General features: G+C 60.4%; 17 protein-coding genes. 5 read left to right on the forward strand and 12 right to left on the reverse strand.

From position 1 onward, the window contains the following. The first annotated feature begins 6 nt into the window (after window positions 1–6). Window positions 7–1,005, forward strand: a complete 999-nt coding sequence (locus tag HGP12_RS05450; protein ID WP_168838247.1) for an LLM class flavin-dependent oxidoreductase — start codon at window positions 7–9, stop codon at window positions 1,003–1,005. Window positions 1,006–1,065: 60 nt separating this feature from the next. Here HGP12_RS05450 and HGP12_RS05455 read toward each other — a convergent pair whose 3' ends face one another. The 3 genes from HGP12_RS05455 to HGP12_RS05465 form a co-directional block, all read right to left on the reverse strand. Continuing rightward, window positions 1,066–1,503 (reverse strand): DoxX family protein, encoded by a 438-nt coding sequence (locus HGP12_RS05455; protein ID WP_168838246.1) that lies wholly within the window; start codon window positions 1,501–1,503, stop codon window positions 1,066–1,068. 216 nt (window positions 1,504–1,719) lie between these two features. After that, complete coding sequence (locus HGP12_RS05460) at window positions 1,720–2,181, reverse strand: tetratricopeptide repeat protein (protein WP_168838245.1); 462 nt, start codon at window positions 2,179–2,181, stop codon at window positions 1,720–1,722. Window positions 2,182–2,205: 24 nt separating this feature from the next. Further along, window positions 2,206–3,180, reverse strand: coding sequence for an MBL fold metallo-hydrolase (locus HGP12_RS05465; protein ID WP_168838244.1), 975 nt, complete (start codon window positions 3,178–3,180; stop codon window positions 2,206–2,208). A gap of 321 nt (window positions 3,181–3,501) precedes the next feature. Between HGP12_RS05465 and HGP12_RS05470 the strand changes: the two genes are divergently transcribed. Together HGP12_RS05470 and HGP12_RS05475 are read left to right on the forward strand one after the other, a co-directional pair. Beyond that, on the forward strand, window positions 3,502–4,257 hold the full coding sequence (locus HGP12_RS05470; protein WP_168838587.1) for a sigma-70 family RNA polymerase sigma factor: 756 nt from the start codon (window positions 3,502–3,504) through the stop codon (window positions 4,255–4,257). Then, on the forward strand, window positions 4,254–5,057 hold the full coding sequence (locus HGP12_RS05475) for an anti-sigma factor family protein (protein ID WP_168838243.1): 804 nt from the start codon (window positions 4,254–4,256) through the stop codon (window positions 5,055–5,057). Before HGP12_RS05470 ends, HGP12_RS05475 begins: the two co-directional genes overlap by 4 nt. Before the next feature lie 151 nt (window positions 5,058–5,208). Here HGP12_RS05475 and HGP12_RS05480 read toward each other — a convergent pair whose 3' ends face one another. The 8 genes from HGP12_RS05480 to HGP12_RS05515 all read right to left on the reverse strand — a co-directional run bounded on the left by HGP12_RS05480 (window position 5,209) and on the right by HGP12_RS05515 (window position 14,458). Next, a complete protein-coding gene (locus HGP12_RS05480) occupies window positions 5,209–5,955 on the reverse strand; it encodes a YebC/PmpR family DNA-binding transcriptional regulator (protein WP_168838242.1) in 747 nt (248 codons plus the stop codon). A gap of 123 nt (window positions 5,956–6,078) precedes the next feature. Continuing rightward, complete coding sequence (locus HGP12_RS05485) at window positions 6,079–6,921, reverse strand: MBL fold metallo-hydrolase (RefSeq protein WP_168838241.1); 843 nt, start codon at window positions 6,919–6,921, stop codon at window positions 6,079–6,081. 223 nt (window positions 6,922–7,144) lie between these two features. After that, window positions 7,145–7,969, reverse strand: a complete 825-nt coding sequence (locus HGP12_RS05490; protein ID WP_168838240.1) for a YmdB family metallophosphoesterase — start codon at window positions 7,967–7,969, stop codon at window positions 7,145–7,147. A gap of 3 nt (window positions 7,970–7,972) precedes the next feature. Continuing rightward, window positions 7,973–8,560, reverse strand: a complete 588-nt coding sequence (locus HGP12_RS05495) for a 5-formyltetrahydrofolate cyclo-ligase (RefSeq protein ID WP_168838239.1) — start codon at window positions 8,558–8,560, stop codon at window positions 7,973–7,975. Between the two features lie 104 nt (window positions 8,561–8,664). Beyond that, on the reverse strand, window positions 8,665–9,339 hold the full coding sequence (locus HGP12_RS05500) for an HAD family hydrolase (RefSeq protein WP_246703254.1): 675 nt from the start codon (window positions 9,337–9,339) through the stop codon (window positions 8,665–8,667). 193 nt (window positions 9,340–9,532) lie between these two features. Beyond that, window positions 9,533–10,930, reverse strand: coding sequence for a virulence factor family protein (locus HGP12_RS05505; RefSeq protein WP_168838238.1), 1,398 nt, complete (start codon window positions 10,928–10,930; stop codon window positions 9,533–9,535). Beyond that, window positions 10,927–13,536, reverse strand: coding sequence for a bifunctional lysylphosphatidylglycerol flippase/synthetase MprF (mprF, locus tag HGP12_RS05510; RefSeq protein ID WP_168838237.1), 2,610 nt, complete (start codon window positions 13,534–13,536; stop codon window positions 10,927–10,929). The genes HGP12_RS05505 and mprF overlap by 4 nt, the downstream gene beginning before the upstream one ends. A gap of 439 nt (window positions 13,537–13,975) precedes the next feature. After that, window positions 13,976–14,458: an SRPBCC domain-containing protein gene (locus tag HGP12_RS05515; RefSeq protein ID WP_168838236.1), complete on the reverse strand. Its 483-nt coding sequence runs from the start codon at window positions 14,456–14,458 to the stop codon at window positions 13,976–13,978. Between the two features lie 73 nt (window positions 14,459–14,531). Between HGP12_RS05515 and HGP12_RS05520 the strand changes: the two genes are divergently transcribed. Then, window positions 14,532–14,855, forward strand: a complete 324-nt coding sequence (locus HGP12_RS05520; RefSeq protein WP_168838235.1) for an ArsR/SmtB family transcription factor — start codon at window positions 14,532–14,534, stop codon at window positions 14,853–14,855. 36 nt (window positions 14,856–14,891) lie between these two features. Here HGP12_RS05520 and HGP12_RS05525 read toward each other — a convergent pair whose 3' ends face one another. Beyond that, on the reverse strand, window positions 14,892–15,755 hold the full coding sequence (locus HGP12_RS05525; RefSeq protein ID WP_168838234.1) for a helix-turn-helix transcriptional regulator: 864 nt from the start codon (window positions 15,753–15,755) through the stop codon (window positions 14,892–14,894). A gap of 102 nt (window positions 15,756–15,857) precedes the next feature. Here HGP12_RS05525 and HGP12_RS05530 point away from each other — a divergent pair, with 102 nt between their 5' ends. Then, window positions 15,858–16,676: an SDR family NAD(P)-dependent oxidoreductase gene (locus HGP12_RS05530; RefSeq protein WP_168838233.1), complete on the forward strand. Its 819-nt coding sequence runs from the start codon at window positions 15,858–15,860 to the stop codon at window positions 16,674–16,676. The last annotated feature ends 36 nt before the right edge of the window (window positions 16,677–16,712 follow it).

Here is a 16,712-nt window from a genome sequence, read left to right on the forward strand (position 1 = left end):
CTTGCCATGGTTCCCTTTTCCATCCTCGATCTTTCGCCCGTTGCCGAAGGCAGCACCATCCGCCAGTCCTTCGATAGTTCGAAGCGCATGGCGCAGAAGGCGGAAGAGTTGGGCTACAACAGGTTCTGGCTCGCCGAGCATCACGGCATGCCGGGCGTTGCCAGCGCCGCGACATCGGTCGTCATCGGCCATATCGGCGCGGCAACCTCGCGCATCCGCATCGGTTCGGGCGGCGTCATGCTGCCGAACCATTCGCCGCTCGTCATTGCCGAGCAGTTCGGTACGCTGGAAGCCCTGTTTCCCGGCCGCGTCGATCTCGGCCTTGGCCGCGCGCCGGGTACCGACATGCGCACCGCACAGGCCCTGCGGCGCAATATCGAAGCCGGTGCGCAAAGCTTCCCCAACGATATCATCGAGCTGCAGCATCTCTTCAGCCCTGCCGACGACAACCAGATCATTCTGGCCGTTCCCGGCCATGGCGCCAACGTGCCGATCTGGCTTCTCGGCTCCAGCCTCTACAGCGCCCATCTCGCCGGCGTGCTCGGCCTGCCCTACGCCTTCGCTTCGCATTTCGCGCCGGAATCGCTGTTCGATGCCATCGGCATATACCGCGAGCGCTTCACACCATCGGCCACGCTCGACAAGCCCTATGTCATGGTCGGTGCCATGGGCGCGATAGCGGAGACGGATGAGGAGGCGCAGTATCACTTCACCTCGGCGCAACAGCAATTCGTCAATCTGCGCCGCAACGTGCGCGGCCCCTTCGCGCGCCCGCGCAGCGACATGGACGATTTCTGGACGCCGATGGAAAAGCTGAATGTGGAAAATACGCTGCGCTACGCCGTGGTCGGCTCCCCGGAAACGGCCGAAACGAAGCTGTCGCAATTCATCAAGGATACCGAGGCTGATGAAGTCATCATTTCGATGCCGATCCACGATATCGAGGCGCGTTTGAAATCGGTCGAGCTGTTCGCGACGCTTCCGAGCTTCAAGAAAGTGTCCTGATTTTCGCGGGCGGGTAAATTATCCGGTGAGCCAACATGGCTCACCGGGTGACCGACGAGCTCAAGCCACGAGCCTCGTCTTCCAATGGCGTCGGATGAACATGTCGAGCGACAGCTTGCCGGCGCCGGCGACGATCAGCGCGAACATGCCGCCTGAGATCGCCAGATCCTTTTCGAAATGCAGCAACTCGTTATGGCTGGCGAAGTTGGTGTGAAAGAGCAGCGCCGTCAGCAGGCAGAACAGGCCGAGACCAAATGCGGCCAAGCGCGTCATCAGGCCAAGCGCAATGGCGAGACCCGCACCAAGCTGCAGCACGATGGTTGCAATAGCGATGGGGGCCGTGACGCCAAGCCTCGCCATAGCATCCAACGCGTTGTCGAGATTGCTGGCGAGTTCGATGCCCTCTTCCAGGAAGAGCAGCGACAATAGTATGCGGCCGAACAGCAATGCCATATCGGTCATGTTCACGAGAACGGCATTCTCTTCTTCGAATTCCATGACCATCTCCTTCTCGTCAAGATCCATAGGTTTCCGATCCTGTCCGGCGGCATCCCCACGACCTGATCGAATGGAATGCCGCCGGATCGGTTGAGGCCGAGCGTTAGAGCGTGATGCCGAAAAGTGTAGGCGGTTTTCGAACGACATCACGCTCTACTTCTTTGATTCTAGGGCGGATTCGGCTTTTAGGTCGAACAGACCTGAAATCATCCGGCTCTAGTTGGTTGCCTTGGCGGCGATCGTTTTGGTGAGATCCTCAAGCTCCTCGCATCCCGCCGGGCAAAGCTTGGTGAGTGCGGCAAGCTGCTCGCGGGCCTTGGGCATATCGCCGGTCTCGACATAGAGTTCGCCGAGATATTCATGCGCACCCTTGTGGTCCGGCTGCAGCTCCAGGGCCTTGGTGTAGTAGGTCAGCGACGTCTTGAAGTCGCCGGTCTTGCGCAGGGTGAAGCCCATCAGGTTGTAGACATCGGCCTGCTGGTGCTCCTCGGCAATATCACGAAGCTCGGCGAGCGCGCCGGCATAATCCTTCGCGTCGATCTTGGAGCGCACCGACGTCAGGTCCGGCGCGTCGGTCGATTCCATATTGTCGACGGCAAAGGCGATGCCTGCCGTTGCCGCCGGGAGGATGGTGACGGCGCACAGGCCGGCGATCCCGAAAATGGCATATTTGAACATGGTTTTGCTCCTCTTTCTGGCCGCTCAGGCCTGGATGGTGGGGGTGAATCCGTAGGCATTACCGTCCTTGACGAAGGTGCCGGAGCCCGGAAACGGGAAATGCGAACCGCAAATCCTGATCTTGTCGGCAATAATGCGATCGATCAGCCTGCGGCGGGTGGCGACGGCCATCGGGCCGTCCTGGTCGTAGGCGCCTTGCCATTCCGGATGGGGTGCAAGCAGCGCCGGCACATACATGATGTCGGCCGAGACCATCAGCTGCTCGCTGCCGCCATCGATGAGGAAGACCGAATGGCCGGGCGTGTGGCCATAGGCGGCCAGCATGTGCACGCCGGGCACCGCTTCGGCATTATCCTCGACCAGCTTCCAGTTCTTCCAGGTCGGGAAGACGGAGGCGATGCGCCGGCCGGCCTCCTTGCGGCCCTCCGCCAGCTTGTCGACACGGCCGGGATCGGTCCACCAATTGTATTCGGCGGCGTTGACGATCAGCTCCGCATTCGGGAAGACGGGCGTATTGGTTCCCTTTTCCATCAGACCCCAGACGTGGTCCGGATGGAAATGCGAGATCATGATCGTATCGATCTTCTTGTAGTCGATGCCGGCGGCGGCCATGTTGGCCGGCAGATGCGTCGCATTGGCCTGCCATTGGCCGACACCGGAGCCGGCATCCATCATGATCTTGCGTCCGCCGATATCGAGGACGACGACGGTCAGCGGAATGGGCATGAAGTCGGTGGTAAGGCCGGCATTTGAGAGCGCTTCCTTGGTGTCGTCGACGGAGGCGTTCTTGATAAAGGCCGGATCATGCGGCTTGCGCCAGATGCCGTCATAAATGGCCGTCACCTCGATCGAGCCGACCTTGTACTTGTAGAAGCCGACCGTCGGCTCCAGCGGCGTGGCGGCAAAGGCTTGCGGAATGAATTCGAGCTTCGACGACAGTCCGAAGGCTGCCGCGGCTGCAGCCGTGCCGAGCACGGTGCGGCGGGTCATAGCAAACATAGCAATATCTCCTCAGGGTTATGGCTTTTGGGGTCAGGCGGAGGTCGCAACAGATCGCGGCCGTCCACTGAGGAAGAAGATCGATAGCCGTGGGTGGTTATTCCCCGCCACGCGAAGAATTCTCATAAGCTGTTGAAGTTTATCCGATTATTTTAGCCAAGCGGCCATCCGAATTCCGCATCTGCGATTTTTTGCATCCGATCGGGAATAAAACCCGCGCGGGCGCGATCTAGCCTTTTAGGCAACATTGCAAGCGCCTTATCCGAGGCTTACAGTCGGTATCGGCGTTTTGCGGGGATTATGATGACAGACGCCCGAATTATGAGTTCGATGACGCTTGGCGAGCCACTCCACGCATGGACCTGGCGCTGGCCGCAAAACACCGCGATAAGCAGGCTGGCGCGGTTCCTGACCCGCCTGCGCGCCCTCGTCGCGGCACAAAACACGATCAACCGCGCCGTCCTCATGGCGGTGGCGGAACCATCAGCACATGCCGCGCCATTGCAGCATTCGATCTCCTCTCCCGACGAGACCATGCGCCGCTTCCAGCACATGATCATCCCGCATCTGGACGCCGCCTATAATTTCGCGCGCTTCCTGAGCAGGGATGCAGATGCCGCGGAGGATATCGTGCAGGAAGCGTTTCTGCGCGCCTATCGCGGCTTTGGAGGCTTTCGCGATGGCGATGCGCGAGCCTGGACCTTCACCATCGTCCGCAACTGCTATCATGCCTGGCTGCAGGAGCGCCGGCGCAAGAGCCGTTACGAACAGCCGATGACCGACGAAAGAGACCTGGAGCAAGGCTCGCCCTCCCCCGATCCCGCCTCCGAGGAAGATACGCCGGAAGCAGCCTTCATCCGCAAGACGGAAACGCTGCGGGTGCGCGAGGTCATCAATAGGCTGCCCGACACCATGCGCGAAGTTCTGGTCCTGCGCGAATTGGAGGATCTGTCCTACAAAGAAATCGCCGAGATCATCGATGCGCCGATCGGCACCGTCATGTCACGCCTCGCCCGCGCCCGCCGCGATTTCGGCGAACTCTGGCGCCGCCTCGATGAGAAGGGCGCCGCACGATGAGCGGCGGGGAACACAATGATCACGGCGAGTGGAACGACCTGCTGCACGGCTTCATCGACGGAGAACTCGACGCAGCCAACGCCGCGCGTTTCGAGGCGCATCTGGCGACCTGCCGGGAATGTGCCGGCGAGATGGAGAATGCGTTGATGGTCAAGCGCCTTTCCGCACGCGAAGGCGTGAAATGGCAGGCACCGGACACCGTCCATGCCCGCGTGCGGGCGGCGCTTTCGCTGGAACAATCCATGATGGCGCACGCGACGACAGTCACGCACCGGGCTGAAAGCCCGTGGCAGCGCGTCTGGCGCTTCCTCCGCGAATGGAGCTTCGTGCCGTCGCTCGCGGTGCTCGCCGCAAGCCTTATGCTGGTGCTGAACGTGCCGCAGCAAAGCCAGACCATCGAGGATCAGCTTCTTGCAAGCCATGTGCGTTCGATGCTTGCCGATCATCTGACGGACGTGCTCACCTCCGACCAGCACACCGTCAAACCATGGTTCAACGGCAAGATCGATTTTTCACCGCCCGTGGTCGATCTAGCGGCCCAGGGCTTCCCTCTCGTGGGCGGCAGGGTGGATTATCTCGACGGCCGCGTAGTGGCGGCGCTGATCTATCGTCGGCACGGCCATATCATCAATCTCTTCATCTGGCCGGGCGCTGCGGGAGCCAAAACCAATGCCGAGAAAGAGGGCTACAATTTCGTCGAATGGCATGCGGACGGACTGGTCTTCTGGGCTATCTCCGATGTCGCAGCGCCCGATCTGGCTGCCTTCCGCGACGATTTCACCCGCGCGACGGCGCTATAAAGCAATTCCAGAAAAAGCGCTCAGCGGTTTTCCGCCCGGAATTGCGCAACGCGATAGCGCATTCTCGCAATTCGAAGAAAAGCGGAACCGCTCGGAAGCAGAAAAGCCGGCCGCATCGCTGCAGCCGGCTTTTCTGAATGATTGGAAGGGATCAGGCCGAGAGCTTGGCCAGCACTTCTTCAGAGACCTCGAAGTTCGAATAGACATTCTGAACGTCGTCGTCATCTTCAAGGCTGTCGATGAGCTTCATCAGCGACTGGGCCTTTTCTTCGTCGACCGGCACGTTGTTCTGCGCGCGCCAGATCGCCTTGACCGTTTCGGCTTCGCCGAGCGTCGCTTCAAGCGCCTTGGCGACTTCGCCGAGGGATTCGAAGGCGCAGATGATCACATGGCCTTCCTCGTCGCTCTCGACATCGTCGGCACCGGCTTCGATCGCCGCTTCCATGACCTTGTCGGCATCGCCGGCAGTCGGCTTATAGGTGATCTCGCCGACATGATCGAAGGAGAAGGAAACCGAACCGGTTTCGCCAAGCGCTCCGCCGGCCTTGGTGAAGATCGAGCGGACGTTGGAAGCCGTGCGGTTGCGGTTATCGGTCAGTGCTTCGACGATGATCGCCGTGCCGCCGGGCCCGTAGCCCTCATAGCGGACCGCATCGTAATTCTCGGTATCGGCGCCGGAGGCCTTCTTGATGGCGCGGTCGATATTGTCCTTCGGCATCGACTGCGCCTTGGCATTCTGGATCGCCAGGCGCAGACTCGCGTTCATGGTCGGGTCGGGCAGGCCCGTCTTCGCAGCGACGGTGATTTCACGCGCCAGCTTCGAGAACATTTTCGAACGCACCGAGTCCTGACGACCCTTGCGGTGCATGATGTTTTTAAACTGTGAATGGCCAGCCATGGCACCCCTGTTCACGTCTTTTGTTGGGAATGGGCCGCCTTATAAAAGCGAAGCGGCCTTCATTCAAGTAAAAAGCCGGATAATGGGGATGCGGGACACTGCGCTTCAAGGCGATCGCGACGATCAAAGCCCCTTGAGCACATAGATCAGCGGCTTGCGCGGCAGGGTCTTCACCGACACTGTCACGCTTGGCGTCGGCGCGTAGCCGACGTCGAAATCGGGACCGAACAGAGCCAGAAACTGATCGACCGGCGGACCCCAGCGATGCATGGGCAGGATCAGCGACGAACGCAGCCGCTTGACCACGCGGCTCATGCTGTCGGCGCCCATGGTCAGGCCACCGTCGACCGGCACCATCACGACATCGAGCCGGCCGATCTCGGCATATTGCTGGTCGGTAAGTTCGAAATGCAGGTGCCCGAGATGGCCGATGCAAAGGCCCGCTACCTCGAAGATGAAGATCGAATTGCCATTGGCTTCGAGGCCGCCGCCCCAGGAGCGGATATCGGTGACGACATTGCGGATCAGCGTGTCGCCCACGGTCAGATGGATCTTCGCCGGCTCTCCGGGCGTATCGCTCCAGCCATGCAGCACATATTTGATCGCCGGATCCGGCGTTAGCGTATAGTGGCTCGGATGCGCCTTGTTCATCGTCACGACTTCGGGCGTATAGGGCGGCGGATATGCGCCGCTATAATCCGTGGCGATGGAGACGCCGCCGGGTGTTTCAATGAAGAGCGTCGCATGGCCGAGGAAGGTAATCTTCACCTCGCCATCGACGGGGTCATTGACACGCGTCGGAGCGGGCGGAGAAAAGCTGGCGAATGTCGCCTTGGGCAGAGATTGCGCGATCGCCTGGCATTGGCTGGGTTGCGGACGCGCCGGGCTTTGCTGGGCATGCGCCGCGCTCCAGCCGAGAATGATCGATAGGAAAAACACGGCAAGGACAGGAAATCGCGGCATCATGCCATCCCCTCAAGCCCGATACAGCGCCGCGCGTCTTTAAGACGCGCCAAAGGCGCTGTAACACTTTGAAATGCTGCATAATTCCTCAATCAATTCCGATTTGAGGGAATTATGCAGTGGTGGCGAGAGGATGCGGCATGAGCGGAAGTAGGTCCAGCAACAATCAGGCGCGATTGCTCACAATCGCGTCATCGTATAGCGATGATGAATTATCGTGCAGCGATCAGCGCCAGAAGTCCGGAATGGTTTCCGCAAGCCGCGGCCCGAGCCGCAATGGCGCGATCTTCTCGGCCAGTCCCGTCACATCGGAAATCTCGACGCCGACGCCGCAGATAGTGGCAGGCCCCGAAGCCGCTTCGAAGCGTCCCTTCGGCATCTTCGAAATAAAGCGGTTCAGCGGCTCCTCCTTCTCCATGCCGAGCGAGGAATCATAATCGCCGCACATGCCGGCATCGGACATATAGGCCGTGCCGCCATTCAGGATCTGCGCGTCCGCGGTCGGCACATGCGTATGCGTGCCGACGACGAAGCTCGCGCGGCCATCGACGAAATGACCGAAGCACTGCTTTTCGCTCGTGGCCTCCGCGTGAAAGTCGAAGACAATCGCATCGGCCTGTTCCTTCAGCGGGCAGGCATCGAGAATGGCTTCGGCCGACTTGAAGGGATCGTCGAGTTCCGGATGCATGAAGACGCGGCCCATGATGTTGGCAACAAGGACGCGCGCGCCGTTGCGGGCATAATAGAGGCCGGAGCCGCGACCGGGGGTGCCGGCCGGATAGTTGGCGGGGCGGAGGAACTGGTCGTGGCGCTCGGAGAAGACGACGGCTTCCTTCTGGTCCCAGACATGGTTGCCCGTCGTCACGACATCGGCGCCGGCATTGATCGTTTCGAGAAAGATATCCTCGGTGATGCCGAAACCGCCGGCCGCATTCTCGCCGTTGACGATGACGAAATCGAGCTTCAGGTCGGATACGAGCCCCGGCAGGCGTTCCCACACCGCGGTTCGTCCCGTCTTGCCGACCATGTCACCCAGAAAAAGCAGCCGCATTCGCTATCCAATCACTTCCGAAACGAAATTGAGTCCGCTCTCGGTCAAAATCGCGTCAAGACGGACATCATGCGGCTCAGCCGGTACTGATGGCACTTCTTGGCAATCGAATGCAATGCCGATCAGCTGGGGATTCAAGCCTTTTTGGTGCAACCGCTCGATGGCACGGTCGTAATGGCCTGCTCCATAACCGATGCGATGCCCGCTTCTGTCAAAGGCCGAAAGCGGCACGAGCATGACATCGGGATCGAACACCGCCGCATCAGGGCCAGGGCCGAACGTCCCGAATCCGACAGGAACCAACGGCGCTCCCGCAACGAGTTCCCGGAAGACGATCGTGCTGCGGTCGAGGATGACGGGCACGCAAAGCCGTGCACCCCGCTCCCGCAGCCGCGTCATCAACGGCCTTATATCCACTTCGGAGCGGATCGGCAGGAAACCGGAGACAATCGTCCCCGGTTCGACATCGATGACATCGCCGCCATGGGCAAGCATGGCAAGGCCCTTTTCGATGCGCTCGTCGGCTGGAATGGCATCCCGCGCCGCCAGGCATTCGTTGCGATATCGGGCTTTCAGCTCTTTGGGTGTCATCGGCTCCTAGCGAATTTTATAAGATCACGAAAAAATAATGAGCCGGCGGCCTATTGCAATGCGCGAAAGCGACATGCAAGCCAGCCGGTGAATGCGCTATAACCTCAGTCCTTGCGAAGGATCGACAACAGACCTTCGCCGGCCACATGTGCTCGGACGTTTTCATAATTCTGCAGCATCGTGTGATTGGTCTCGATCGGATGCGAATGCGTGGCGGTGATGATGAGCACATCGGCACCGGCCGCCTCGCCCGCCTTGACACCGGCCAAGACGTCTTCAAACACCAGGCATTCCGAAGGGCTGAGGCCAAGGCGCTGCGCGCCGAGGATATAGCCCTGTGGATCAGGCTTGCCGACCTTCACGTCCTCGGCCGTGACGATGAAGCGCGGCACCGGGATCCCGGCAGCATCCAGCCGCGCCAGCGCCAGACGATAGGGCGACGAGGTAACGATCGCCCAGCGCTCCGGCGGCAGTGACGCGAGAAAATCGACCGCGCCCGGCAGTGCGACCACACCCTCGACATCGGCAATCTCGGCTTCAGTGATCTCCAGCGCCTCCGCGACCGGATCGACGCCAGGCAGATTCAACTGACCAATCGTATCAACACCGCGTTTGCCATGCATGGTCGGCATGAATTTTTCGACATCGAGACCCTTGCCGCGAGCCCAGTTGCCCCAGACACGCTCGGCGGCGGCAATCGAATTGATGATCGTGCCGTCCATGTCGAACAGGAAACCGGAATAGGTCTTGGTGAAGGCGGAAGACAATGCATCGGACAAGGCTGGACCTTTCTGGATGTGACGGCAAGCGGCGGCGTAAACCGGTGCTCATGCTATGTACCTTCCCGACTAGCGGCAGCTGCCGCAAGAAGCAAACGAATGCTGCGCCGGACATCCAGAAAAGGCATCTACCTGCGGTAACGGGGAAGGACGGAAGAAACGCGCGGCAAGCAAGGATGCTGCGCCATGGGTTCTATTCGCCGAGACGGCTCTTTAGGCCATTGATGATATGGTTCGCCAAGGCCTCGTAGTCGTCGTCGAAATGGTGACCGCCATCCATGGCGATGACTTCGGCGCCGGTGCCCTTCAACAGCGGGCATGCGACATCCTCGTCATCGTCCTTGCCGTAAACGCACTGCACCATCTTCGGATTGATGGACTTGAGATCGCTGACGGGATCGCCGCCCTTGCCCTCGCTCGAAGCGCCGAGCCAACCCATGACCGAGATCACATAATCGACCTTCTGCGACAGCGACAGCAGCGACATCTGGACGATCTTGTCCTTTTCGGCCTGCTTCAAGCGGTTATAGCTCGCCGGCAACACATCGGCGCCAAAGGAATAACCCACCAGCACCACATGCTTGACCTTGAAGCGCTTGGTGTAGAAATCGATCATCCGGGCAAGGTCGTCGGCCGTCTGCTGCGGGTCACGCTCCGACCAGAAATAGTGCAGCGAGTCGACGCCCACGACGGGGATGCCTTGATCCTGCAGATAGCTGCCGACTTCCTTGTCGATATCGCGCCAGCCGCCATCGCCCGAATAGACGATCGCAAGCGTATCCTCGGTCGGCTTCGTTTCCATGACATCGACGGGAAGGCCGAGCGGCGACTTGGAGCTGTCGATCGACTTCATCAGATCGGCGAGCGAAGCCTCGAGCGTTGCATAGGCATCGGCATTGTCGGAATCCGTCGACTGGACCTCGGGATGTTCCTTCCGGATCTCTTCGACATGGTCGCGCCCGTCCTTCGGTGCATTCGGCGTGAAGGTCACCAGGATCGGATTGGGCAACGCGCCTTCCTGAAGTCCGAAGGACACCATATCGCCATCGGTCTTCTTCTCGGCCGGCGTGCAGAGCTCCTGCTTCAGACCGATACCGGCGGCCGGATCGACGGCCAGCGTCCCGGCAACCGTGGCATCCGGCGTCTGGGCGGTAATGGTCAGCGCCATGGCGCCGCCTGCGCCGACGCCGGCAATGACGGGTTGCTGATAGGTGCTGTCGGCAAAGGAGCGCTGCACCTGCTGGCTCAGCGATTCCAGATCCGCGACGATATAGATGCAGCCGTCGTTCTGGCTGACGTCGTATTTGTTGAGCGAAGCCAGGAAGGACGGGTAATCGATGCCGATAACCAGCGTGCCGTTGGCGACGAGTTTATCGGCAACCGCCTTTTCCTTGTCGCTCCAGCCGGCAAGATCGGAAATCAGAACGACTTCGCTCGTCACCTTGCCCTGCGGGCGCATGATATGCGGCGCGGGGATCATGCCCAGATCGTATTTGGCATCGTCGGCTTCAGCCCGGGCCGGGCCTGATGCGAAAAGGCCCAGCGACACCATGCCTGCGAAAGCCAACGACATTGCGTATTTCAAGATCATTTCCTCACGACCCCCTTAAGTCCGCCTCCGATGAGGAATGTGGCATCCATCAACGCGATCATTGGACTAACACCTCCCGAAACAGCCAGGTAGCGCGGCTGCCATTCGGGATGGAACTTGGATTTGAAGGCACGAAGCCCCTTGAAGTTGTAGAAGCGTTCGCCGTGCTCGAAGACAGTTCCTCCGACCCTGTCCCAAACCGGCGCCGATTCCCGTCTCGACATGCCCGACAATGGCGCCATGCCGAGGTTGAAACGCTGAAAGCCCTGTCCCTTGAGGTATTCGAGGATCTGCACGAACAGAAAATCCATCGACCCCTTCGGGGCATCGGGCGAAAAACGCATCAGGTCGACGGACCCCTCCTCCTTGGTCTCCGTCATCAGGATATTCGCAAATGCGACGATCTTACCATCCTTTTTCAACACGCCGACCGGCTGCGAGCACACATAATCCGGATCGAACGCGCCAAGCGAAAAGCCCTTTTCCTTGGCATTGTGATCGGCGAGCCATGTGTCCGACACATGGGTAAGTTCATCCATGGCTGCGGGTATATCTTGAGGCTCGATAACGGCAAATTCTAGTCCGTCGCGAACCGCACGGCTCGCGGTCTGCCTGAGGTTGGCCCATTTGCCGCCCTTCAATTCGAAATTGGCGAGGTTGACCACGGCCAATTCGCCGAGCTTGAAGGCGCGCAACCCGGCATCCGCGCAATAGGACAGAAGCGCCGGCGAAATCTGGTAGAACACCGAGCGGCAGCCCGCGGCTCGCGCAGCCTCGACGAAGCGCCAGATGAGGTCGGGGAGCGCCTGGCGCGGGCCAACCGGATCGAACAGCGCAATCCAGGAACGGCCCTGCTTGCCATACATGATGAAGGCATCGCCCTTTTCCGAGAACATGATGCTCTTGTCGCCCATGCGCACCAGATTGGCGTCGGCAATGCCTTGCTTGCGGACGATTTCCACGGCACGCGTCACCGCATCGTCGGTCACGGGCTCCAGCCGCTTTGTCGCGGGACGCAACAGACTGAAGATCGCGATCGCCGAGGACAGGATGGAAATGCCGAGCGCTGCGCGAAGGCCGCGCGGCGCCTCGTCGGCAAATTCGAACTGCCACCAGAGCTCGTTGCTGTATCCAACATCGCGGTAGACGAAGAACAGGACCACGATAGCGCCGATGCAGACGACGGCAATCGCCGTCAGCCAACCCGCGGTCAGCGTCTGGTTGAGCAGCGAGGCCGGCCGCTTGAACAGGCGACGGCTGACGACGAGGCTGAAGACGAAGAAGGCGAGCAGCCCGGCTTCGACGATGGCGATGGCCTTCAGCAGCGAGAAGAACAGCGCCAGCAGCGCCGAGAAGGTAGAGACCCACCAGGCACCATCGAGACGCTGGCTGAGACCGCGCGCCGCGACGATGATCGCAAGGCCGAGAAGGCTCGACAGGAAATGCGCGCTTTCGACGAGCGACAGCGGCAGATAGCCGGAAAGCACGATCAGGTTCTGGTCCGGCGTCGGCGTCACGCTCGAAAAGACCAGCATCATGCCGAGCAGCAGCGCAAAGGCCGACAGCAGCTGCGGCATGAGACGCGCGCCGATGCGGCGCATGCTCGAAGCGACGGGATGATCGACGAAACGGCGCAGCTCCGCCACCGAGATCGCGGCAATCGCGATGACGAGCGGGATGACGTTGTAGATGACGCGATAGAGGACCAGCGAACTCAGAACCGCATCTTCGTTCACGGAGCTGCCGAGCCAGGCGATGATAATCGTTTCGAAGACGCCGAAGCCAGCCGGGACATGGCTGAGCACGCCAAGACCGACGGCGATGGCATAGATGGCGAAGAAGCCCGGCCAGCCGATCGAGGATTCCGGCAGCAGCACGTAGAGCACGGAGGCCGATGCGGCGATATCGAAGGCGGTTACGAGGAATTGCCGTGACCAGGTGCGCGAATCCGGCAGGCGAACGGCGACCGGCCCGATGCGCACCTCGCGGCCGTTGCGGCCGGCATAGACGACGAAAGCAAGTGCGGCGAGGATGAGGATGGCGATCAGCCGCAGCCACAATCCATTGACATTGATCAGCGGGCCGATCTCATCGGCGATAACAAGCAGCGCAATGGCACCGACGGCCGCCAGCCCGAGACCGAAGGCGAGCGTGACGAAGGCGATGACGCGGGTGATGTCATCGGGCGACAGGCCGAGCCGGGTATAGGCGCGATAGCGGATCGCGCCCGCGCTGAGCGCACCGAAGCCGGCGGTATTGCCGACCGCATAGGCGCTGAAGGAGGTCAGCGCCACATGCGGGAATGGCAGCCGCTTGCCGATATATTCAAGCGCGTTCTGGTCGTAGAAGATCAGGGAAGCGAAACTCAGGCCGGTGAACAGCAGCGCGAGCAGCACCGAAGAGATCTTCGTCGTCGTCAAGGCGTGAACGACATCGTCATAGCGCACTTCATTGGTCAGGTCGTAGATCGCATAGGCAGCAATGCAGAAGACGGCGACGGTGAGAACGGCGATGATCAGCGCGCGATAGCGGTTCAGCAAACCGACGAAACCGCCACGCTCTTCCAATTCCTCATCGGCATTTTCGAGATCGATTGGGCTCGACATGTTCTACCTGTTTATAGTGACCTTCGCCGGTCCCGATTGCTGAGAATGTCCAGTAACACCGACGATGTGTCTTCGTGTTGCCGCATACACTTCTTTCGACAGGCCCGTTATGACGCGCGCTCCCATCCTTCTGAATTTAGGCAATTTTGGCGCAGGCCCCGTTCCACCACCAATGAATCTGTTATTATTTAAAGGATTTTGTCATTCAGCCGGCTTTTGAGCTTATCCACACACAAAAGTGATCTTCCCATTCCCCACGGAATGTTGCTCCCTATCAGGAATCCGCGGCCTGGTCACCTCCCGGGGCGGCCGTGCGGTCGAGCATCGCCGCACACACCGGCAAACTATCCGAAACAAATCGTTCAGCAAAATGAAAGCGGCCGCAGGTACGGTTGGTGCGGGCGAGCCGGAAGCATGTTTTGACGATGTTGGAATTCCTTCAACGATCCGGCGCTTCCGCCGGCTCGCCACGCATTTCGCTGAGGAAGAAGCCTTCGCGCAGGTTGATACCATATTCGACAAAGGCCTTCATGCAGCAAAGCATCTGCGTCCAGCCCTCGCAATTCAGATAGGTGCCGCGACGGCCGGCTTCATCCTCGCGCCAGCCGGATTCCTCGATGACGACGAGCGTGCCGCCATCGTCCAAGGCATCAAACGTCATCTCGACTTTCGTCCTGTAGCGGACACAGTCCTCACCGGTACCGCCTTCCCAGTGAAAGACGACGCGCTTGTTTTCCTCCACTTCATTGACCTCGACGGGCGCATTCTTCCACCAGATGACCGTCGTTCCCGCCACAAGCGGGGCGCTGGCGCCGCCGACTGTCGTGAAATAGCTCGAAAGCTTCTTCGGATTGACGACCGCATCGAAGACCTCGTCGACCCTGCGGCCAATCCGTCCTGATATCCGAACGTTCAATGCCATGACATCTCCTCCGTTATCTGTCAGTCGCTATCGCTCCATTGCGAGCAGCCTCATTATGTTATAAAAATATAACATGTCAAACGAATCGGATAGCGACCTCATCTTCAAGGCACTCGCCCATCGTCGCCGGCGCGAAATCCTGGATATGCTCAAGGATGCGCCGCGAACGACGGGAATGCTCTGCGAGGCCTTCACGGATATGGACCGGTGTACTGTCATGCAGCATCTGAAAGTGCTGGAGGAAGCAGACCTCGTGATCGCCAAAAAGGACGGACGCGAGCGCTGGAACCATCTGAACAGCCTGCCGATCAAGCAGGTCCACGATCGCTGGATCAGCGCCTATGCCGGCCACGCTCTATCGATCCTCGACCGGCTGAAAAGCGATTTGGAAGGCTGAAACGAGAAATGATGGCTGCGGTCGACGAAAGAGGGACTATGCCGCGCCCGCCCTCCGTAACAGTTGCTCCAGCCTGTCACTCGTTCCATCCCCGTCGAGCGGGGTATAGACCACGAGCTTCATATCAGCGCGATCCATGACGGCAAGCGCGGTATACTCGAACGTCATGAGGCCACCTTCGGGATGGCGGAGGCGCTTATGACCGGTCAGCGGCCGCAACACGTCCTGCCTCGGCCACCAAGCGCGAAATTCCGGACTTGCCTGCGTCAAACTGGTGATCAGCCGCTCGAAATCCTGATCGCCGGCATAACGGGCACTATCGGCACGAAACATCGCCAGCGAATTCGCCGCCACGATCTCCCAATCGACCAATAGTTGCCGATGGGCGGGATCGGTGAAGACCCGGTGGATGCTGTTTCGCGCATCGCCCTGCAGCCGACTGTAATCGCCGAATATCGCGACTGCCGCTGCGTTCCAGGCCAGCACATCCCAGCGCCGGCCGAGAACGTAAGCGGGTTGGCCTTTGAGGCTCGCAAGCATGCGCAGCAACGCGTCCGGCACATCCTCGGGTCCGCGCGACGGAACCTCGGCCGTTGGCCGGTCGCTGAGTGTAAAGAGATGCCGTCGCTCGGCCGGATCGAGGCGCAGCGCATCGGCCAGCGCCGAAAGAACCTCCGCTGAGGCGCGCACGTCCCGGCCCTGCTCCAGCCATGTGTACCAGGTGGTGCCGACGCCGGCGAGCAGCGCCACCTCCTCGCGCCTGAGCCCCGGCGTGCGGCGGCGAAACCCCACCGGAAGCCCGACGCTTGCCGGGGTCAGTTTCTCTCGGCGAGAACGCAGGAAGGCAGCGAATTCGCGACGCCTCGCTTCGAGGATGGTCTGGTTTTGATTGATGGTCATCGCCCATCATAGCAGGATTAATACTAGGATAAAGTCGGAACTGTTTGTCGCCTCTGCAAGCTGCCAAAGTATTGGACGTAGGCTATATGGAGGCTGTTTTCGATGGACATGAGCGGTAAGACGATCCTGATCACGGGTTCGACCGATGGCGTCGGCCGGCGGGTTGCGGAAAGACTGGCGGAGACAGGTGCCAAGGTACTGGTCCACGGCCGCAACCGGGCACGGGCCGACGAGGTGGTCTCCGGCATTCGCGATAAAGGCGGCAATGCGGCCATCTATCTTGCCGACTTCTCCTCGCTGGACGAGGTCCGCACACTTGCCGATGCCGTCGAACGCGACCATGAGCGCCTTGACGTCCTGATCAACAATGCCGGCATCGGCACTAGCGGCGGCGGCACAGGACGCCAGGAAAGCCGCGATGGATATGAACTGCGCTTTGCGGTGAACTATCTCGCCGGCTTTCTGCTGACGCGCCGGCTCCTGCCGCTGTTGAAGGCAAGCGCTCCCGCCCGCATCGTCAATGTTTCCTCGGCCGGTCAACAGGCCATCGACTTCTCCGATGTCATGCTGACCCGCGGTTATAGTGGCGTGCGCGCCTATTGCCAGAGCAAGCTGGCGCAGATCATCTTAACCTTTGATCTTGCCGAAGAGCTGGCCGGCTCCGGCGTCACCGTCAACTGCCTGCATCCGGCAACCTATATGAACACGACCATGGTGCGCCAGGCAGGTGTCGCACCGCTGAGCTCCGTCGATCAGGGCGCCGATGCCATCCTCAATCTGGTTATCGGCAACGCCTTGGAAGGGCGTACGGGCCTTTATTACGACGGATTGCGCCCGTCCCGCGCCACCGCTCAGGCCTATGATGCGACCGCGCGACAGAAGCTGCGGACACTCAGCCAAAGTCTCACCCGCCTCGCCTGACCGGCCACCTCCCTGCAACTTCCTCAGCCTAGACTC

This window comes from Rhizobium sp. P28RR-XV (assembly GCF_012641385.1).
Taxonomy (GTDB): domain Bacteria; phylum Pseudomonadota; class Alphaproteobacteria; order Rhizobiales; family Rhizobiaceae; genus Rhizobium.